General features: G+C 67.5%; 17 protein-coding genes. 8 read left to right on the forward strand and 9 right to left on the reverse strand.

From position 1 onward, the window contains the following. The first annotated feature begins 423 nt into the window (after nt 1–423). Entirely contained in the window at nt 424–1,614 is a 1,191-nt protein-coding gene (locus ACZLIF_RS20210) for a benzoate/H(+) symporter BenE family transporter (RefSeq protein WP_128987795.1), read from the forward strand. On the opposite strand, the gene ACZLIF_RS20215 is transcribed toward ACZLIF_RS20210, so the two are convergent. The 5 genes from ACZLIF_RS20215 to ACZLIF_RS20235 form a co-directional block, all read right to left on the reverse strand. Beyond that, nucleotides 1,611–2,168 (reverse strand): DUF2628 domain-containing protein, encoded by a 558-nt coding sequence (locus tag ACZLIF_RS20215; protein ID WP_128987796.1) that lies wholly within the window; start codon nt 2,166–2,168, stop codon nt 1,611–1,613. The two genes, ACZLIF_RS20210 and ACZLIF_RS20215, sit on opposite strands and share 4 nt — an antisense overlap. Next, nucleotides 2,165–4,330 carry a lytic murein transglycosylase gene (locus tag ACZLIF_RS20220; protein WP_128987797.1) on the reverse strand — a complete coding sequence of 722 codons (2,166 nt, stop codon included), beginning with the start codon at nt 4,328–4,330 and terminating at the stop codon, nt 2,165–2,167. The genes ACZLIF_RS20215 and ACZLIF_RS20220 overlap by 4 nt, the downstream gene beginning before the upstream one ends. Before the next feature lie 85 nt (nt 4,331–4,415). Next, a complete protein-coding gene (gene egtD / locus ACZLIF_RS20225) occupies nt 4,416–5,390 on the reverse strand; it encodes an L-histidine N(alpha)-methyltransferase (protein ID WP_128987798.1) in 975 nt (324 codons plus the stop codon). Further along, complete coding sequence (egtB, locus tag ACZLIF_RS20230) at nt 5,387–6,658, reverse strand: ergothioneine biosynthesis protein EgtB (RefSeq protein WP_128987799.1); 1,272 nt, start codon at nt 6,656–6,658, stop codon at nt 5,387–5,389. Before egtB ends, egtD begins: the two co-directional genes overlap by 4 nt. A gap of 84 nt (nt 6,659–6,742) precedes the next feature. Beyond that, nucleotides 6,743–7,135: a YchJ family metal-binding protein gene (locus tag ACZLIF_RS20235; RefSeq protein ID WP_065182154.1), complete on the reverse strand. Its 393-nt coding sequence runs from the start codon at nt 7,133–7,135 to the stop codon at nt 6,743–6,745. A gap of 81 nt (nt 7,136–7,216) precedes the next feature. On the opposite strand from ACZLIF_RS20235, the gene ACZLIF_RS20240 reads away from it, so the two are divergent. Then, nucleotides 7,217–7,996, forward strand: a complete 780-nt coding sequence (locus ACZLIF_RS20240) for a sulfite exporter TauE/SafE family protein (RefSeq protein WP_128987800.1) — start codon at nt 7,217–7,219, stop codon at nt 7,994–7,996. Between the two features lie 105 nt (nt 7,997–8,101). On the opposite strand, the gene ACZLIF_RS20245 is transcribed toward ACZLIF_RS20240, so the two are convergent. The 4 genes from ACZLIF_RS20245 to folE form a co-directional block, all read right to left on the reverse strand. Next, a complete protein-coding gene (locus ACZLIF_RS20245) occupies nt 8,102–11,482 on the reverse strand; it encodes an ATP-binding protein (RefSeq protein ID WP_065176260.1) in 3,381 nt (1,126 codons plus the stop codon). 16 nt (nt 11,483–11,498) lie between these two features. Next, on the reverse strand, nt 11,499–12,200 hold the full coding sequence (locus ACZLIF_RS20250) for a DUF4194 domain-containing protein (protein WP_128987801.1): 702 nt from the start codon (nt 12,198–12,200) through the stop codon (nt 11,499–11,501). Next, the gene (locus ACZLIF_RS20255; protein WP_053520046.1) at nt 12,187–13,656 is read right to left on the reverse strand and encodes a DUF3375 domain-containing protein; all 1,470 of its coding nucleotides are present in this window, start codon (nt 13,654–13,656) and stop codon (nt 12,187–12,189) included. Before ACZLIF_RS20255 ends, ACZLIF_RS20250 begins: the two co-directional genes overlap by 14 nt. Before the next feature lie 112 nt (nt 13,657–13,768). After that, complete coding sequence (gene folE, locus ACZLIF_RS20260) at nt 13,769–14,380, reverse strand: GTP cyclohydrolase I FolE (RefSeq protein WP_004141296.1); 612 nt, start codon at nt 14,378–14,380, stop codon at nt 13,769–13,771. A 271-nt stretch (nt 14,381–14,651) separates the two neighbouring features. On the opposite strand from folE, the gene ACZLIF_RS20265 reads away from it, so the two are divergent. The 6 genes from ACZLIF_RS20265 (at nt 14,652) to ACZLIF_RS20290 (ending at nt 20,321) form a co-directional block, all read left to right on the forward strand. Continuing rightward, a complete protein-coding gene (locus ACZLIF_RS20265) occupies nt 14,652–15,107 on the forward strand; it encodes a MarR family winged helix-turn-helix transcriptional regulator (RefSeq protein ID WP_053517258.1) in 456 nt (151 codons plus the stop codon). A gap of 106 nt (nt 15,108–15,213) precedes the next feature. Beyond that, entirely contained in the window at nt 15,214–15,423 is a 210-nt protein-coding gene (locus ACZLIF_RS20270) for a DUF1656 domain-containing protein (protein ID WP_053517257.1), read from the forward strand. Continuing rightward, nucleotides 15,420–16,337, forward strand: a complete 918-nt coding sequence (locus tag ACZLIF_RS20275) for an efflux RND transporter periplasmic adaptor subunit (RefSeq protein ID WP_128987802.1) — start codon at nt 15,420–15,422, stop codon at nt 16,335–16,337. Before ACZLIF_RS20270 ends, ACZLIF_RS20275 begins: the two co-directional genes overlap by 4 nt. Then, nucleotides 16,334–17,785 carry an efflux transporter outer membrane subunit gene (locus ACZLIF_RS20280; RefSeq protein WP_128987803.1) on the forward strand — a complete coding sequence of 484 codons (1,452 nt, stop codon included), beginning with the start codon at nt 16,334–16,336 and terminating at the stop codon, nt 17,783–17,785. The genes ACZLIF_RS20275 and ACZLIF_RS20280 overlap by 4 nt, the downstream gene beginning before the upstream one ends. Nucleotides 17,786–17,788: 3 nt before the next feature. Continuing rightward, entirely contained in the window at nt 17,789–19,828 is a 2,040-nt protein-coding gene (locus tag ACZLIF_RS20285) for an FUSC family protein (RefSeq protein ID WP_128987804.1), read from the forward strand. A 94-nt stretch (nt 19,829–19,922) separates the two neighbouring features. Next, nucleotides 19,923–20,321: a hypothetical protein gene (locus ACZLIF_RS20290; protein WP_128987805.1), complete on the forward strand. Its 399-nt coding sequence runs from the start codon at nt 19,923–19,925 to the stop codon at nt 20,319–20,321. Nucleotides 20,322–20,338: the final 17 nt, after the last annotated feature.

Raw genomic sequence — 20,338 nt, forward strand, 5'->3', positions numbered from 1 at the left:
TCGTAGCGAGCCGCCCATATAGCCGGCTTTTCCGCTTCGTCAACACCTTTTTCAAGGCCGTCGCACCGGGGTGGACGTTGTTGCCGGAACTGCTTCGTCGTTGGCCCCGAGGGGCTTTCGTCGTTGCGAGCCGCCTATTATGACGGACTTTTCGAGTCCGTCAACACCCTCGTTCGATCATCTCGTCCGCTGGCGTGGCGTCGCTTCTGCGTGCTGCTTCCGGGGAAGCATCGCGCTGCAGCGAGGGAGCGAATTCTAGAGATCCTGCCGGATTCGTCAACCACTTTCTTTCAGGACAATGACAGCGCTGGCGCTTGTACCGGCTGGTGCGTGCACTCAATGTTCCCTGCGGCGTCGCCCGCGCGTTGCGCGGGCAACGCCGCAGGCGCTATCAATGCAGGGATGCACACGGGAGAGCAGGCAATGAGTACGCAGGTGCGCCACGGATGGTGGCGGGATCTATCGATGCCGGCGATCGTCGCCGGCTTCATCACCGTACTGGTGGGCTTCGCCAGTTCGGCGGTGATCGTGTTCCAGGCCGCGCAGGCGGTCGGTGCCGATCAGGCCCATATCGCATCCTGGATGTGGGCGCTGGGACTGGGCATGGGCGTGACCTGCATCGGGCTGTCACTTCGCTATCGGGTACCGGTGGTCACCGCGTGGTCGACGCCCGGCGCCGCGATGCTGGTGGTGGGCGCCGGCGGCGCTTCGCTCTCGGAGGCGACCGGCGCGTTCCTGCTTGCTGCGGCATTGGCAATGCTGGCCGGTTTCTCCGGCATCTTCGCCAGGCTCATGCAACGTGTGCCGATGGCGCTGGCGGCGGGCATGCTGGCCGGTGTGCTGTTGCGCTTCGGCCTGGATGTGTTCGTCGCAATGGACAGCCAGAGGGTACTTGCCCTGGCGATGTTCGCGACCTGGCTGGCTGGCCGGCGCCTGTTCCCGCGTTACGCCGTGATCGCGACCCTGCTGGTTGGCATCGCGGTCGCGGCCAGCCGCGGTCTGCTGCACGCGCAGCAGCTGCAGTTGCAGCTGGCGGTCCCGCAGTGGGTGACACCTTCCCTGTCGTGGACTGCCGTGGCAGGCATCGCCCTGCCCCTGTTCGTGGTGACCATGGCCTCGCAGAACATTCCCGGCGTCGCCGTGATGCGCGCCTCCGGCTACGACGCCCCGGTATCGCCGCTGATCGGCTGGATCGGCGTGGTCAACACGGTACTGGCCCCCTTCGGTGCCTATGCGCTGAACCTGGCCGCGATCACCGCAGCCATCTGCATGGGCCGCGATGCCCATGAGGATCCTGCCCGGCGCTACACCGCGGCGATGGCGGCAGGTGTGTTCTACATCGTCATCGGCCTGTTCGGCGCCACCGTGGCCGCACTGTTCGCCGCGTTCCCGCGGGAGCTGGTGGCCTGCGTGGCTGGCATCGCACTGTTCGGCACCATCGGCAACAGCCTCGCCAGCGCACTGGCGGTGGAGCGCGACCGCGAGGCGGCACTGGTCACCTTCCTGGTCACTGCGTCGGGGATGTCGCTGGCCGGTATCGGTTCCGCCTTTTGGGGGCTGGTCGCTGGCGCGCTGTGCCTGCTGGTCCTGCGGCCACGTGAGCCCCGCAGCTAGGCGCCGCCGAAGAGGTCCAACGCCTGCAGTGCGACGCTGAACACGATGCCCAGGCCCAGGGCCAGCCGGCTGACGCCGCTGCGCCGGTCGATATAGGCCTCGACGCGTGCGCCGTCACCCGCGCCGGCGGCTTCGGCGCGGGCGATCACCGCCCTGCAGCGGCGCAGATACAGCGCATTGGCCGCCAGTGACACTGCGATCTTCAAGGCCAACGTCAACCCCCATATCGCCGCGTCGTCCATTCCGGCCAGCACGATGGCGGCACCCCCCACCATGCTGATCAGGACGTAGGCCACCGCCATGCCGTACATACGCCGGTACAGCAGCCACTTGAAGTCGAACAGGAACGCGGCCCAGTTCCAGGGACGCGGCCAGCCCGGCGGATCCCGACGCAGCCGCCACAACTCGGCATAGACAGCGAAGTTGTCGGCCACCACGCGGGCGAGCCGTGGATGACGGTCATAGACCGCCATTGCGGCGTCCAGGCTCGACGGCGCATCGCCGGCAACCGGTGCAGCGTAGGGATTGCCATCCGTGGCGGGATGTCCACTCACAGTGGCGAGCTGGACAAGGTCTGTACCAGCACGTGGCGACCGGCCGGTGCGATGGTGATCACGTCGGGCCCGGCATTGGCCGCTTCCAGGCAGACGTAATCGCGCCAGCCGTCGCCCACGTCGGCCATCTTCGCTGCCGCTTCCGCGCCAGGATTCCAGGCCACCAGCGAGCGGCTGCCTTCGGTACGGATCGTGATGCGACGCTTCAGCACCGGATCGCGCAGGACGTAGTGGCCACCTGCCCCGGTATAGATGCGGTCACTGCGACCCGGGTCGCGCGGATCGCGCAGGGACCACGGGCCCTGCTGGCGCCGCGCCTGTGCATAGTTCTCGAACTTGTCCAGATACTCCAGCCCGTCCACGCCATCGACTTCGACCTTGCTGGCATCGCCCACGCGGAAGTAGTTGTGCAGCGCCTGGGTGATCGTCACCGGCGCGGTGCCGGGATTGTCGGTCACCAGCTGCTGCCGTAGTTCACGGCCGATGCGCACGGTCATGGCCAGGCGCAGAGCGAGGTTGTCCAATGCAGGGGGAGCCAATACGAGTTCGATGCTGCCGTCGTCCAGCCGGCGGGCCTCCTTCAGCTCCCACGGCAGGGTGCGCACGAAACCATGCGCGGGCACATCGTCGCCTTGCCCCTGTCGCCCGAAATACGGCCAGCACACCGGGCTGCCGCCGCGGATGGGGGTCGGCAATGCGGCACGGCGTGGCGAAAGCCAGAGCAGATCGGGCTGCCCCTTGGGTACGAAGGAGAGCAGCTGGCCGCCGAACACACTGATGGCTGCGGTGGCCTGGGGGGTTTCCACCAGCCAGGCATCAAGCCCCTGGAACTGGCCACTGCGTACGCCCTGGATCTGTTGCACGTTGGATCGACTCCGTATGGCCGGCGACTGCACGGCACTGTAGTTGCTGGGAAGCGTGAAGCGGGTGGAGGCCACCGCAGGCGGCTGCGCGCTCTGCAGCGCGCGCAGGATGCGTTGGCCGGCTCGTCCATCGGCCGTGCTCCATCCCAGGCGGCGCTGTTCGGCCTGGATCGCCCGGCGGCTGGCTGTGCCGATCATGCCATCAGCGGTACCGATATCATGCCCCCGCGCCAGCAGCAGGGTCTGCAGCTGACGGCGCTCATCACGGCCCAGCCCGGGGTCATCGGTCGGCCAGGCGGTGGCCAGGCCGCTGCCGCCGCGCAGGCGATCAGCCAGCGTCGCGATCGCCAGCGCATAGCTTTCGGCGGCGTTGTAGCTGTAGATCGCATCGTAGTTGCGGAACACCAGCAGGGCCGGCCCCTTGATGCCGGCGGGCAGCAGCAGTGCCGCCCGCGCGCCGGCAGCCAGACCCGCCGGAGCCAGCGCGCTGCCGTCCAGCGCTGTCACGCCCTGCGTACGCCATTCAGCCAGTGACCGGCGTTGGGTACGGCCGGCCAGGCTGGTATTGAAGCCGTCGGCAACACGCACCTCCATGCCCCACGGTTCTCCCGTGCGCCAGCCGGCGCGCTTGAGGTAGTTGGCGGTAGACGCCAGTGCGTCGGGAATGCTGCCGACCAGGTCACGGCGACCGTCGCCATCGCCGTCGACGGCGATGCGTGCGTAGGTGCTGGGCATGAACTGCGTATGGCCGAACGCGCCGGCCCAGGACCCGGTCAGACCTTGAGCCTGCAGATCACCGCGATCGATCAGCGTGAGCAGGGCCAGCAGTTCGCCACGGAAGAACGCCTGCCGCCGGCCGGCGCAGGACAGCGTCGCCAGCGACTGCAGCAGCGGACGCTTGCCGAATACACGGCCATAGTCGCTCTCCACGCCCCAGACGGCGACGATGGTGACCGGATCGACGCCATACTGCGCGGCGATGCGATCAAGCAGGTCGCGGTGCTGCTGCAGCATGGCCCGTCCATCGTCGACGCGCTGGCGGTCCACCAGTGCAGCCAGGTAGTCCCAGATCGGGGTGGAGAATTCGGGCTGCGCATCCAGCAAGCCGAGCACGCTGGGATCAGGACGCAGGTCGGCGGTGATCGCACCGAAGCGGTCTGCGGCAATGCCCTGGGTAGCTGCCGTTGCCTGCAGCTGTGCCAGACACCGGGTGAACGCGGGATCGGGCGGGGTCAGGTCGGGCGCCGTTGACGGCGCGGCCAGTGCCGCGGCCAGGCCGAGTGCGGTCAGGGTGGGCATGGCGTCCTCCGTGTTGCCGGTGCTGACACCATACTAGAGGCTGAGCGACCGGCGATGCTGAAGCAGTTGCCGGCCGTTGGCCTCTCTAGAGCGTACGCAGCAGCCGCAGGCCGTAAGCTGGACTGTCAGCGTCCCAGCGCTGCGCAACCTGCAGGCCGGCCTGCCGCACCAGCGCATCAAAGCCGTCATCGGTGTACTTGTGGCTGTACTCGACGCGGATCGCCTCACCGGCCTCGAAGTGGAAGGTGCGGCCATCGAGGTGGACGTCCTGCGCCCGCTGGCTGACCAGATCGGTCTCGATACGCAGACGTTCGGTGCTGTAACGGGCACGGTGGCGGAAGCCGTCCAGATCGAAGTCGCTGCCCACCTCACGGTTGAGGCGGACGAGCAGGTTGAGGGTGAATGCCGCAGTGATGCCTTCGGCGTCGTTGTAGGCGGCTTCGATCAGCGCGGGGTCCTTGTGCAGGTCGATGCCGATCAGGGCCAGGCCGTGGTCACCCATGGTCTGACGCATGGCCCGCAGCAGGGCGAGGGCGTCCTCGCTGGCGAAGTTGCCAAGCGTGGACCCCGGGAAGAACAGCAGGCGCCGCGCGGGCTCGCGCTCCGGTGCGGGCACGTCCACCGGACGGGTGAAGTCAGCGCAGACCGGCAGCATTTCCACGTCGGGAAGCGCGGGAGCGAGGTGATCGATGCTCGACAGCAGCGCCGCCCGGGAGATCTCGATGGGGGTGTAGGCCACGAGATCCTGCAGCGCGGCCAGCAACAGCGCGGTCTTGCGACCACTGCCGCTGCCCAGCTCGACCACGTGCAGGCGCGGGCCCATCACGCGTGCGATATCCGGCAGCACCCGATTCAACAGGGCCAGCTCGGTGCGCGTGGGGTAGTACTCCGGCGTGTGGGTGATCTGTTCGAACAGGCGTGAACCGCGCGCATCATAGAAGTACTTCGACGGCAGCTGGCGCGCAGTGCGCGACAGTCCGGCCAGTGTGTCGGCGAGGATCTGCTCGCGGCTGGGCGTCAGATCGGTCAGCGCCTGCAGCGCATCCTGTACGGTGCTCACGGCAGATCCCTCGCCAGGCGCAGGCCGGAGAACTGCCAGCGCGCAGGTGGCATGAAGAAGTTGCGGTAGCTGGCGCGCACATGCCCGCGCGGGGTGGCACAGCTGCCGCCGCGCAGGACCCACTGCCCGCACATGAACTTGCCGTTGTACTCACCCAGATTGCCGGCGAACGGACGGAAACCGGGGTACGCGCCATAGGCGCTGCCGGTCCATTCCCAGACGTCGCCGAACAGCTGCCGCAGTCCCCTGCCCTGTGCTGCAGCAGGATGCAGATGATCGTCCTCGGCGAAATGGCCGGCGATCGGCTGCGACGTCGCGGCGGCCTCCCACTCGAATTCGCTGGGCAGGCGCGCACCGGCCCAGCGGGCATACGCATCGGCTTCGTAGTAGCTGAGATGGCACACCGGCGCATGCGCGTCGAGGTCACGCCAGCCGCCGAGCGTGTATTCGCGCTGGAGGGCGTCATCCCAATAGAGGGGATGCTGCCAGTCCTCGCTTTCGCGCAGAGCCCAGCCCTCACTGAGCCACCAGCGCGGATCGCGGTAACCGCCGGCTTCGACGAAGTCCCGGTACTCCGCGTTGCAGACCGGTCGATCAGCCAGCATGTGGGCCGGCAACAGCACGCGATGCGGTGGCGATTCGTTGTCGTAGGCGAAGGTAGCGTGCTGTGGCCATGCCGGTGCGCCGACGGTGACGATGCGCTCGGGAGATTCGATCCAGCCCAGCGGACTGGCTGCGCTGACGGCGGCGCGCAGGTCCTGGCGGTAGGGCGGATGCAGCGGATTGCACCAGAGCGCGTGCTTGATGTCGGTCAGCAGCAGCTCCTGGTGCTGCTGCTCGTGCTGCAGGCCCAGCTGGAGATGCTGCAGGGCTTCATCGTCAAGATCGCCATCGCGGAGACGCGTCAGGAGGTGTGCATCGACCTGCTGCCGGTAATCGAGTACCTGCTGAAGCGACGGGCGCGAGAGCAGGCCACGCTGCGGCCTGGCATGCGCCGGTCCAATACTCTTGTAGTAGCTGTTGAACAGGTAGTCCCACGCGGGGTCACATGCCGGTGCGCCAGATAGACCGGCCAGCACGAAGCGGTCGAAGAACCACGTGGTGTGCGCCAGATGCCATTTGCTCGGGCTGGCGTCCGCCATGCTCTGCAGCATGGCATCTTCGGCACTGAGCGGTTCGGCCAGCAGCACGCTGCGGGCGCGCGTCTGCGCATAGCGGTGGGCGAGTTCACGCTGCGGAGCAGCGACGGCGACGGTAGCGCTGTCCATGCAGCCAGCATCCAGCGGTGCGGGTGAGCGCAACGTCATGGCGTGACATCGCGCCGTTCACATCGATGCCGTCGCGTAACCGGTTCAGATCGCGTCGAGGTAGTACCAGCGTCCGTCGATGCGCTCGAACCGGCTGCGCTCGTTCATTTTCACCGCACTGCCGCCGCCCACCCGGTAGCGGGCGGTGAATCGCACTTCGGCATGGTCGGGCCCATTCACCTGGTGCTCGTGGACGGTCAGGCCAAGCCAGTGCGTCCGCTGGCCGGGCGCCTCGTCCAGTGACAGTTCGGCGGGACGGGTGGCCGGATGCCAGGTGGCCCGCAGGTAGTCGGCCAGACCACGCACGTACGCGCTGTAGCGCGAGCGCATCAGGCGCTCGGCGTCCGGTGCGGGCTCGCCGGCATGGAAGCGGCCGCAGCAGTCGGCGTAGCCCGTGGCGAGGCCACAGGGGCAGGAATCGGCAGGGTTTCGGCTCATGGGGGTATTGTCGCTCGAGTCACGTCGGGCATCCATCGGCGATAGGCGTATGCTGTCGCGCCCCCACATTGAATGATCCCCGTGCTGGAACTGGTTCCCCCCGAGTTGTGGTGGCTGGTGGTGATCGCCTTCATTGCCGGCCTGGTCGATGCTGCCGTGGGTGGAGGGGGACTGGTACAGCTGCCCGGCCTGTTCACCGTGCTGCCCCAGCAGACGCCGGCGATGCTGTTCGGTACCAACAAGTTCAGTTCGATGTTCGGCACGGCGGCGGCGGCGTGGCGCTATGCACGCAACGTGCGGTTCCCCTGGAAGCCGGTACTGTTCGCCGCGGGCACGGCATTCGTGTTCTCGTTCGCCGGGGCTACGGCGGTGAGCCTGCTGCCCAAGGATGCCGTGCGGCCACTGGTGCTGGTGCTGCTGGTGGCGATGCTGGCCTACACCCTGTGGAAGAAGGATTTCGGCGCGCTGCACCGGCCACAGGAGATCGGCCGGCGCGAGCTGACTATCGCGCTGGTGATCGGCGCTGCGATCGGCTTCTACGATGGATTCTTCGGGCCGGGCACCGGCAGCTTCCTGATCTTCCTGTTCGTGCGCTTCTTCGGCCTGGACTTCCTGCGTGCGTCGGCCGCATCGAAGGTCGTGAACCTGGCGACGAACATGGCGGCGATCTCGTTCTTCGTGCCGACCGGCAACATCCTGTGGTTGTTCGCGCTGCCGATGGCCACGGCCAACATCATCGGTTCGGTGGTCGGCACGCGGCTGGCACTGAAAGGCGGCACGCCGTTCATCCGTAAACTGTTCGTGGGCCTGGTGGTGGTGCTGATCGCGCGGATGGGCTGGGATACGTTCGGCGGTTCGTGAGGGACGTTATGAAATGGTAGGTGCCAACCTTGGTTGGCACGTTGTTTCAGGTCGCGAAGAGCAGCCGAGCATGGCTCGGCTCTACAGGTGGATTGCCCGAGGCGGTCAGGCTTCGGCTTCCTCCGGTTCATTGGCCTGCTGGCGGCTGCGCTCGGGCAGCTTCAGGCGCCTTCCTTCTTCGTCGTACTCGATCAGCAGCACGCCCGAATCGTGGCGGCCACTGATCTCGACGAAGCAGGCACCACCGATGAAGGGCTCCAGGGTCATCACCGACTTCAGCGGCGTGGCGACCACCATCTGGAAACCGAAGTTGTCGAAGATGTTCATCGCCAGCGCGGTGAACTCGTTGTCGGCCTTGTCGAAGGCCTCGTCGAGCACGACCGCCGCGTAACTGGGCAGCTGGCTGTCAGCACCGCCGAGCTGGTAACGCAGCGCTGCGGCCAGGCAGGTGGTGGCGAGCTTCTGCCGCTGGCCACCGGACTTGCCGGCGCCGCTGCGGTAGATTTCGACCTGCTGGCGCGTTTCCGCATCGAGTTCGACGCCGATGAACTCCACGTGCATGCGCACGTCCAGGACCAGCTCGCGCCAGCGCTTGTCCTCACCTTCCTGCGAACCCAGGCGGTTGACCAGCTGGCGCAGCACGGTGAACTGCGACTCCGCCAGTTCACGCTGCTCGGTCTGCTGCTGCGACAGCACTTCGCGCAGCTGCAGCTGGAACTCCAGCACTTCCGGCAGCCGGCGGTCGCTCAATTCGATGGTCAGCAGGGTGCCCCGGTTGAACGGCACCTGCTCCAGGCTGGCGTTGACTTCGTCCAGGCGCTGGCCGATCGACTTGCGGGCCTCGGCGCTGTGGCGCTGCAGGGCCAGCAGGTTGTTCTTGCTCTGGTTCTGCAGCAGATCGAAGAAGCGTTCCTCATGCTGCGGCAGGCCATCGCGTTCGAGACGGTCGAGGCGGGCGAGGAAGTCCTCGGCCGACGCCACCGATGCGGTGAAGTCGCCGGATTCTTCCGGCCACTGCTGGATGAAGCGGCGGAAGCAGCCCACCAGCTGGTTCTCGATACGGTTCAGGTCCTGCTGCGAGGACGACAGCTGTTCGTTCAGCGCGTTGCTGACCTGGCGCATGTGCGCTTCCAGCGTTTCCAGGCTGAGCGGGCCCTGTTGCTGCAACCGCTCTGCCAGGCCGCTCTCCTGCGCTTCGGCCAGCGTTGGCAGCACCAGCGCGCGGCTCTGCTGGCGCGCGCGGTCGAGGCGGTCACGTTCCCGGACCAGCTGGCCGCGCTCGACACGGACATCCTCATAGGTGCGGCGGGCCTGCTCGATGTCGGCGCGCACGGCGTCGATCTGCTGTGCCAGCCTGGCCAGGTCGGCATTGCCTTCGCGCAGGTCGCGCAGGCTGGCTTCGATGTCGGTCAGGCGCTGCTGGGGCGCGGCGACGTCGATCTCGTTCCATTGGATACCCGCGAGCTCGTGGCAGGCCAGGCGGCGCTCGTTGTCACGATCGCGCTGGCCACGCAGGCTCGCGATATCGGTCTCGCAGCTGGCGATGCGCTTGGCCAGTTCCTGCGCCTCACGTTCGAACGCACCGACCTTGTCGTGATTGTTGAAACCGAGAATCCAGCGACGGCGGTCGCCCACGGCACTGCGGTCGTCCTTCTCGAAGCGGTCGCCCGGATGCTTGACCTGGCCTTCGCGGGTGATGCCGCGGTCGACGTTGCGCAGCTGTCTGGCATCCACGCATTCGTAGTCGAATCGCTTGCCCAGCTCGCGTCGCAGCCAGCTCTCGAACACGTGGTCGCGCAGCTCCAGCTTGTGCAGCAGCGATTTCGCCGACGGTTCGCGGGCGAACGCCTCGTCGTTGCGGCGCACGCGGTAGTAGGTGAAGCGCATGCCGAGGTGGGTGCGGTTCACCCAGTCGGCAACCGCGTTGTAGTGCTTGTCGTCAACCAGCAGCGACAGCGCGAAGCCACCCAGCACGCGTTCGATCGCACCCTGCCAGCCCTGTTCCTCGGAGCGGACCTGGATCAGCTCGCCGACGAAAGGCAACGCCACTTCGGAAATGCCGGTCTCTTCCGCCAACCGTGCACGCAGCTTCTGCATCGGCGCCGGAATGTTGGAGGGCGTGCGCTGCATCGCGTCAAGTTCGAGGCGTACTTCAGCGAAGCGACGCTCGTCATCACGCTTGCCACCGAGGCGCTCGCTGATGGCATCGTCCAGCGAGGCCGAAGCGCGCTGGCGATCCTGCAGTTCGTTCTGCGCACGCTCCACCAGTTCGGCGAAGCCATGGGCATCGTCGGGCAGTTCGGCCTGCAGTTTCCGTGCGGCTTCCTGCGCCTGGTCGCGCTTGGCCTTGCGGCGATCGCGCTCGGCTTCGGCGCGGCCCTGCTCGCGCTCCAGCTCTTCGATGCGCTCGCCGCCTTGCTGACGCCGCTGCAGTTCCAGCTCGGCCAGGCGTTCGCTGTGGTTGTCCAGCGCAGCGCGGCGCTGCGCCTCTTCCCCGAGCAGGCCGCGGTCACGCACGTCCATTTCGCGCAGGCGCGCTTCGATCAGCGCCTGGCGGCGGCTCTCGCGGAAACTGTCGACGCCCAGCTTGAGCGCCTCGTCGTCACCGCGCTGCCGGTGCATTTCCTTCAGATCGGCGTAATAGGCGCGCGCCGGCAACAGCGTCTCCACCTGGCGACGGGCGGTGACGACCGCCTGATGGGCCCCGTCAAGCTCGGCGAAATCGCTCACCAGGCGCTCGGCGGCGTCGAACGTCTTCGGCGTGTCGAGCATGAAGTCGCGCAGGAAGACGTTGAGATCACCCAGGTTCTTCGCCGATTGCGTCTTGTGCAGCAGGCGCAGCGCCATCTCGTTGTCGATGCCGAGCAGGTCGCGGAAGCGCTCGGCATAGCCGGAGAAGGTGTCGAAGTGGTGGACGTCGGCCAGCTTCTGCTTGAGCTTGCGCAGGTCCAGATCGAAGCCGCCCAGATCCTTGGCGATGTCGAACGGACGCTCGGCGATCATGTAGTGCTTGCGCACGTCGCCGGCCGAGGTGCCGTTGCCGGAGATCCACAACAGGCGCACCAGGCTGACCACGCGGCCGTCGCCGGCGCGGTACTCCAGCACCAGTGCGGTCCAGGTCGCACCCTTGCGCAGGTACTGGGTGGCAATCTCGCCGGTGCCACTGTCCTGCTGGTCGGCCCACGCGCCACGCACGTAGGACACCAGGTTGCGGTCGCGGCCACTGCGCTCGGCTTCGCGTGCAGCCGCGTTGAAGTCGACGATGGCCGGCGGCGTCAGCAGCGCGGACATGGCATCGAGCAGGGTCGACTTGCCCGAGCCGGAACGGCCGACAAACAGGAAGCCGCGCTCGGCGATCGGCACTTCGGTCAGGCCGTTGAAGGTGCCCCAGTTGTGCACCTGCAGGCGGCGCATGCGGAACTGCTGCAGGCGCGGGTCCGGCAGGCCTTCATTGAACAGGGCGGGGGTGTGCTTGGAAATGGCCATGCGGTGTTCGGGTCTCTCAGGCTTCGGCGGCCGGGGTTTCGCGCAGCTGGCGGTACACTGCCGAAAGCTGGGACACGTCTTCGGCGGAGAACAGCAGCTTCAGCGCCGGCGAGACTTCGTGGCGGTCGTCCTGGCCGCTCAGACGGGTCAGGATGTGGTTGTCCTTCATTTTCTGCACGGCCGATGCAACGCGGCGATTGAAGCCGGCGCGGTCGGTGGACAGGTTCTTCTCGTAGATGGCCAGTGCTTCGGCCATCTCGGCGTCGGCGACCACCGCGCGGTTGCCGCGCGCGTCGGCCTCAGCCAGCTGCTGGCGCAGGAACAACAACAGCACCGAGTCAATGAAGGTCAGCGGCGAGGTCCGCAGTAGTACCGGTGCATCGACGTCTTCGGTGTCGGCCTGGCGGGTGAATGCCACACCGCTTTCGCGGTCGAGCACCAGTTCCAGGAACAGGTCGGACAGCGCTGAACGGATGCCCGCCTCGCTGCGGACCAGTGCCGGCCACAGCTTGGCGTGGCGCAGCTGGTCGATGCTGGGACCGATCAGCAGCTGGCACAGCGCGCGCCGGGCATCCAGCGGCAGGCGGCCGGTATCACCCAGGTAGTACACGCTGTTGCCGTGCCGTGGCTGCGCTTCGAGCATCGCCGGCTCGGCCTCGTAGGCGTCCTCGGCCTGGTCGGCAGACGGTGCTTCGATGGGGTCTTCATGCCAGCTCATGGCGTCTCTCCTGGGTGAACCAAACCAGCGGGATACGTGCGCGGCGCAGTTGGCCGTCGCCGCCACGCCATTCGGCGAGCTCCTGTTCGCCAGCGACTACGCTGCCGAAGCGCGTGCCCAGCGACAGGTAGCCGATGACGCTGCCCAGGCCCTGCGGCGCTTCGCGCTGCGACAGCGCCTGGGCGATGCTGAGCCGCGGCTGTGCATCGAGCAGGTCGTGCAGGTCGCGGCGCAGGGTGCGGAAATCGATTTCGGACGAGGCCACCAGATCACCGACGCTCTCCAGGCTGATGCTGGCCGCGTCGTTGTACTCGACATTGCCATCGACCTGGGCGCTGCGGGGGTCGTGCAGTTTCCACTGCGACCACGAACGCAGCCGGCTGGTCGTCAACTGCAGGTCACGACCGATCGTGCGCTGGGCCGGGAACTCGTCGCGCAGGGCCAGCGCTTCGGACTGGGCCTGCTTGAGCAGCTGATTGAGGCGACGCTGTTCAAGATAGCCGCGGCTCTGCACGAAGCCGCGCAGGCTGCGCGCGAAATTCTGCAGGACATCGTGTACCTGGCCGCCGCGTTCAAGCATGGTGCTGGTGAAGCTGCGCAGGAAGTTGCGCTCGTTGCGGTCCAGGCGGCGTGCAAAGCCGCGTGCCAGCACGGCTTCCAGCGCGGCATCGAGCTGCGCGCTCTGCTCGGCATCATTGAGCAGGCGCCAGAATGCCTGGAAGCTGCGGCCGGCATCGCTTTCGCCGATCACGTCCACGCCCTCGAACAGCTGCGACAGCACATCGCCACGTTCGCCTTCGTCATCGATGATGCGCTCGCGGAACTCCCGGTTGAGCTGCTCGAAGCCGTCGCGCACCCGGCGGAAGTCTTCGGTCAGCTCGTCGGCGAGACCGATGATCTGGCGGGCACGCTCCAGTGCACGCTTGCCGTCCAGGGCGACCACACGACCGGCGCTGACCCGCGCGATCTCGGCGTCGATGCGGTCGCGCTCGTCGCGCAGCGCAGACAGGCGTGCGTCGGGGTCGGATTCGGTCTGTGCAGCCAGCTGCGAGAGCTGTTCGATGACCAGTGCCAGGCGGCTCTCGGTGGCGGCCACGCGCGCCTGCTCGAGGCTGTCGGCGAAGCGGATCGCCTGCAGGGCCTGGGTCGACAGTTCGTACTGCTCCTGGTCGGCACCCTCGGGCAACCGCCGCTCCAGCCAGCCCTGGGACAGCCAGTGTGCGATGTAGGCCTGCGCCGTGCGCGGCAGGTCACGGGCCAGTTCGTCCCCATTGAGCTGGTCCAGCGCGCGCTGCAGGCGCTCGTTGAGCACCGAGGACGGCAAGGTGCGTTCGCCGTCCATCAGCAGGCTCTGCAGCAGACCGATGATTTCGGGCGCATGGTCGGCGGCAAGCAGCTTCCATTGGGGCTGTTCGCGCAGGTGGCGGTAGCGGGAGATGCGTTCGCGATGCTTCATGCAGCGAGAGGATTGGGAAAGACAGGCGGCTGCGGGCAGCCACGCACGGCCGTCGCGGGGACAGCCGTGGGCAGGCCGGCCACCATGGGCCGGCGGTGCGGGGAGAAGCGGCTCAGCGCTTGCCGCCCACTTCGATGAAGCGCAGGAACTCGGCGCGGGTACGCGCATCGTCGCGGAAGCTGCCGAGCATCTTGGAGGTGACCATGCTGACGCCACGCTTGTGGATGCCGCGGGTGGTCATGCACTCGTGGGCCCCTTCGACGACCACGCCGACGCCGATCGGCTGCAGCACATCCTGGATGCACTGGGCGATCTGCGCGGTCATCTTTTCCTGCACCTGGAAACGGCGGGCATAGGCCTCGACGACGCGCGCCAGCTTGCTGATGCCCACCACCTTGCCGGCCGGCAGGTAGCCGACATGCACGCGGCCGATGATCGGCGCCATGTGGTGCTCGCAGTGGCTCTCGTACTCGATGTCACGCAGGACGATCAGTTCGTCGTAACCGGCGACTTCCTCGAAGGTCCGCTCCATGTAGGCGCGCGGGTCATCGCGGTAACCGCTGAACCAGTCGCCGTAGGCTTCGGCGACGCGGCGGGGGGTGTCCAGAAGGCCTTCGCGGGACGGGTCCTCTCCGGCCCAGCGCAGCAGGGTGCGCACGGCATCCTCGGCCTGGTCCTGGGTCACGTCGCCCTGCGGGGCGGCCTTTTCGTTGTTCTTGCTCATTGCGTACAGCGTCCCGAACGGGGGGCGAGCATCGTACCTGACCGGGGGGTGGGTCGTCCCGTGGGGACGGTTCATCGCGCGCCGACAGTCGGGGTCGCAGGCCGATGCTCATGACTCCGGAACGAGCTGCGGTAGCGCCGGGCCGTGCCCGGCGAGCGGCATGGTGCCCCGTCCACAGAGCCCGCCGGGCATGGCCCGGCGCTACCGCAATGGGGCGCCCATTCAGACAAACCTATTGATAGGAATGAAATTAGTAGTATCCTATCTATCTATGGACCGCCCCCTCGACGAGCGCACCGTGCTGCAGATGCAGCTCAGCTCCGGCCTGCTGTATGCAGGGCGGCAGTGGCAGCGCCTGGCCGACAGCCGACTGGGCAGCTACGGGATCTCCACCGCCTGCACCATGCCCCTGCTGATGATCGGCCGCTCCGGCGGCGGCATCCGCCAGGTCGCCCTGGCCCAGCAGTTGGGCATGGAGGGCCCCTCGCTGGTACGCCTGCTGGACAAGCTCTGTGCCAGCGACCTGGTCCGCCGTGAAAGTGATGCAAGCGACCGTCGCGCCAACCTGCTGTGGCTGACCGAGGCCGGCCACGCGCTGGTGCAGGAACTTGAAGATCAGTTGATCGACCTGCGTCAGGACGTGTTCGGCGCGCTTTCCATGGATGAACTGCACGCCGTGCTGAAGGCATGGCGCCTGCTGGCCGAGGCCGCCGACCGCATCACGTGAGACCGATGTCCCCGGATGCCGCCGCTGCCGTTGCCACGCCAGCGGCTGTCACCCGTTGTTGTTGTGCCGTTGTTCCTCCCCCTCCCCCATCTGCCCTGCCCTACCGATGCCTGGTGAATTCAGTCTCCACGGAGTGTTCGTCCCGACCCTGCTCGGGTTGATGCTGCTGGCCTATCTGCTCAACAGCGGTCTGCACGCGCTGCTGCAACGCGCCGGTGCCTACCGCCATGTCTGGCACCCGGCGCTGTTCAACCTGGCGCTGTACGGGATCGTGCTGGGCCTGCTTTTCCACCTTCTGCGTTGGATGCAATCGTGAACAAGATCGTGAAGAAGTCCCTGCCGGTGCTGCTCACCGGTGCCGCCGTGATCGTCGCGCTGCTGGTGCTGCGCCAGCTGTGGATCTATTACATGGACGAGCCCTGGACCCGTGACGCCCATGTCGGCGCGGACGTGGTGCAGATGGCGCCGGATGTGTCCGGCCTGGTGGAGACGGTGAACGTCGCCGACAACCAGGCGGTGAAGAAGGGCGACCTGCTGTTCGTGGTCGACCGTGCGCGCTACCGCATCGCACTGGAGCAGGCACAGGCCAGCCTAGCCGAGCGCCAGGCGTCGGTGGCCCAGCTGAAGCGCGAGATCGGTCGTGATCGCAGCCTGCAGGACCTCGTCGCTGCCGAGGACGCCGAAGTGCGCCGGGCCAAGCTGCAGGCCGCACAGGCCGCGCTGGCCACGGCACAGGCCGCAGTCGATCTGGCCGAACTCAATCTGGGCCGCACCGAAGTGCGCGCACCGGCAGACGGCCGGGTCAACGACCGTACGCTGCGCGTCGGAGACTACGTGGTGGCCGGCAAACCGGTACTGGCGTTGCTGGATACCGGCTCATTCCGCATCGATGGCTATTTCGAGGAGACCCGCCTGCAGGGTGTGGTGCCCGGGCAGCGCGTGGACATCCGCCTGATGGGTGAATCCAGGCCATTGCAGGGACATGTGGAGAGCATCGCCGCCGGCATCGAGGACCGCTACCGCAGCAACGGCAGCAGCCTGTTGCCGAACGTCACACCCGCATTCGACTGGGTGCGGCTGGCGCAGCGCATTCCCGTGCGGATTGCCATCGATGATCTTCCCGCGGGTGTTGAGTTGATCGCCGGCCGCACCGCCACCGTGACGGTGGATACCGGCCACCGCGCGGATGACAGCAAGGCCGGCCCCACGCCGACGCGGGGCCGCCTGTGAATACCGCACTGCCCCGCCTCGGCCTGATCGTCGCACTGGCCAGCCTGGCCGCGTGCAGGACCGTTGGTCCCGACTATGCACTACCGGAAGGCTCGGCATTCAAGCGCCCGGAGGCGAATGCGGCGTTCATCGATACGCAGAACCCGCAGATCGCCGCCAACCAGCCGCTGCCGGCGCGCTGGTGGTCGCTGTACGACGATCCGGTGCTGGACGGCCTGATCAGCCAGGCGCTGCGCGACAACGTTGAGTTGAAAGCCGCGGATGCCCACCTGCGCCGCGCGGCGGCCGTGTACGAACAGGCACTGGACGCCGGTGGCTTCGAGTACGAGGCCGAGGCCGGCGTCAGCCGCGCGCAGTTGTCGGCCGAATCGTTCCTGCAGGAACACGAACTGCCGGTGATCAACCTGGCCGATGGCAAGTTCGCGGTCAGCTATCAGTTCGATCTGTTCGGCAAGCTCAAGCGCGGTGCGGAAGCGGCGCGGGCCGACGAGCAGGCGGTCGCAGCGGCGCGCGACCTGGCCCAGGTCAGCGTGGTCGCGCAGGTGGCCGACAGCTATCTGGAGATCTGCCACGCCAACCACGAACTGCATGTGGCCGAGCATTCGCTGCAGCTGCAGCAGCGCGGCCGCTCGGTGACCGAGCGGTTGATCGCGGCCGGCCGCGGCACGCCGCCGGAACTGGCCCGTGCCAATGCCCAGGTCGCCCTGCTGGAGGCCGCGTTGCCGCCGTTGCGCGCGCAGCGCTCGGCGGCGGCATACTCCCTGGCCGCCCTGCTCGGCCAGACCCCCGGCCAGTTGCCGGGCGGAGTGATCGACTGCGCACAGGCACCGTCGCTGACGCAACCGCTGCCGGTCGGAGATGGCCGTGCGCTGCTGCAGCGTCGTCCGGATGTGCGCCAGGCCGAACGCAGGCTGGCCGCGGCCACCGCGCGCATTGGCGTGGCTACTGCCGAACTCTATCCGGACATCCGTCTGGGGGCTTCGATCGGCGCCGCCGGCCTGCTGGAAGATTTCGGCCAGCCCATGACCCAGCAGTGGTCGATCGGGCCGCTGATCTCGTGGACGCTGCCGTCATCGGGCAGCCATGCACGCATCCACGCTGCCGAAGCGGGCGCCGATGCAGCGCTGGCCGAGTTCGACCACACCGTGCTGCAGGCACTGCGTGAGACGCAGACCGCTCTGGACCGCTACGCACAGGACCTGCGCCGCCTGCAGTCGCTGCGCATCGCCCAGGAACAGGCCGCGCTGGCAGCCGAGCAGAACCGCCGGCTTTACCAGGGTGGGCGGACACCGTACCTGGCCAGCCTGGACGCCGACCGCAGCCTGGCCACCAGCGATGCCACACTGGCCGCAGCCGAAGCACAGGTCTCGCGCGATCAGATCCACCTGTTCCTGGTGCTCGGCGGTGGCTGGCAGGCGACGGCCGCTCCACGGGCCACGGCGAACTAAGTGATGAACGCCGTGACCGATCGCCAGGCGTGGCTGTTCTCGATCAAGACCTACCTGGCCGCGATCGCCGCCCTGTACATCGCCATGGCCGGCAACCTGTCGCGCCCGTACTGGGCGATGGGTACGGTCTACATCGTCAGCCAGCCGCTGCTGGGACCAACCCGCGCCAAGGGCGTATACCGCATCGTCGGCACCCTGGTGGCCGGCCTGGCCACACTGCTGGTGCTGCCCGCGCTGGTGGAAACCCCACTGATGCTGAGCGCGGCGATGTCGTTCTGGCTGGCCGGCTGCCTGTTCCTGGCCCTGCTCAACCGCGGCCCGCGCGGCTATGCCTTCCTGCTCGCCGGCTATACGACCGCCTTCATCGGCTTCCCCGCCGTGACCTCGCCGGAGACGATCTTCGACACGGTCGTGGCACGCAGCGAGGAGATCATCCTCGGCACGGTGGTGGCGGTGCTGTTCGCCTCGCTGCTGTTCCCGGCTTCGGTGCGGCCGATGCTGCGCGCACGCATCGGCACCTGGATGGAGGATGCGGCGCAGTGGTGCCGGCAGATCCTGGAGCGAGGCCGCGCGCATGCACCGCGCAACCGCCTGGCCGCCGATCTGGTGCAGTTCGAGGCATTGATCGAGTTCCTGCGTCGCGATGATCCGCGCCACACCGGCGCGGCGGTCTCCATGGAGCGGCTGCGCGAGCGCATGCTGTTGCTGTTGCCGGTGCTTTCCTCCATTGCCGATCGCCTGAGTGCGCTGCGAAGCAATGGCCAGTCGCTGCCCGATGGGCTGCCGGCAGTGATCGACGACATTCACGAATGGCTGCAGCAACCGGCCAGTGCCAGTGATTACGCCCGCCTGCGTGCGCGCATCAGCGCAGTAAAGCCGCAGGTGGACCGCGACCTGCAGCACCTGCAGCTGGCCAGCCTGCTGCTGCGGCTGGAAGAGCTGGTGGACCTGTGGCAGGACTGCCGCACGCTGCAGCAGGCGATCGACCACGGCAACGCGCCGCTGGACCGCGCGCACTATCGCATCCGCACCGACCGGGTCGCGGCCGACAGGCACGTCGACTACGGCATGGCGCTGTTCTCGGCGCTCAGCGCCGGCGTGGCGCTGATGGGCTATTGCGTGCTGTGGATCGCGCTGGGCTGGGAAGGCGGTGGCAACGGCGCGATGATGGCTGCGGTAACGGCGGCCTTCTTCGCGGCACAGGATGATCCGGCACCGAGCATGGTCTCGTTCCTGGTGTGGGCGATGGTGGCTTCGCTGGTCGCAGGCGTGTACCTGTTCGGTGTATTCCCCGCCGTTCACGACTTCGGACTGCTGGCACTGGTGCTGGCGGTGGCGTTCCTGCCGCTGGGCCTGCTGCTGCACCACCCCAAGAGTGCGTTGTTCGCACTGCCGCTGACGGTCAATCTGGCCGCGCTGCTCAGCCTGCAGAACACCTACAGCGCCAACATCCAGACGTTCGTGAACTCGTCAGTGGCGATGTTCATCGGCATCGGCTTTGCGGTGGTGATGACCCGCCTGTTCCGCTCGGTAGGTGCCGAATGGACCGCGCGGCGGCTGGTCCGGCAAGGCTGGACCACCCTGGCGGAAGCGGCCGAAGGCCGCGGACAGCAGGACCGGCAGCGCTTCGCCGCGCGCATGCTCGACCTGCTCGGGCTGCTGGCCCCCCGGCTGGCGGCGACGCCGGAAGGCAGCGACATCGCGTCGGTGGACATGCTCAATGAAGCCCGCATCGGCCTGAACATCCTGCAGCTGCGGCGTGCCCGACTGGAACTGCCCGACCGCAGCCGCGAGGCCGTTGAGCAGATCCTGCAGGAGATTGCCGCGCACTATCGACGCCAGGTCGCGGCACGCCGGCCGATCACCGCCGATCAGGCGCTGCGCGAGCGGTTGGATGCCTCGCTGGGGCGGGTCGGCAGCGTGGCGGCCTGCAAGGCACGCGACGAGGCGTTGATGGGCCTGGTGGGCCTGCGCTTCGCCCTGTTCCCGGAGGCGAAAGCGTTGGCGCCGGGGCTGGCGGATGCTGAATCGCCGTCCATGTAATGCGATCCGCCGGGCATGGCCCGGCGCTACCATCGCTACCCCGTAGCGCCGGGCGATGCCCGGCGGCCTTTCGCCCCGACAACAGGACGGTTCAATGACTTACGACATGATGGTGTTCGAGGCCAGCGTCGCCCCGCGTGAGGCGGCAGCGTTCATCGCCTGGTTCGAGAAGCAGACCGCCTGGGGCGAGAACCACGAGTACGACGATCCGGTGGTCAGCAGTCCGGCGTTGCAGGGCTGGTTCGCCGCGATGGCACAGGAGTTCCCGCCCTTGAATGGTCCGCTGAGCAACGATGAGGACCATCGTGCCGAGGTCACCGACTACAGCATCGGCCGCCACGTCATCTACGGTGCGTTTGCCTACTCCGTGGCCGAGCGTGCGCACGGCCGGGTACAGGACCTTGCGGAGGAGCACGGGGTGGGCTTCTTTGATGTCAGCGCGGATGAAGCGGCCATCGTCTTCCCCGATGGCCTGGTGCTGATCGCGGAATGACGCCGGGTCGGATCCCG

It is taken from the genome of Stenotrophomonas sp. 2201_Sma (assembly GCF_056486685.1).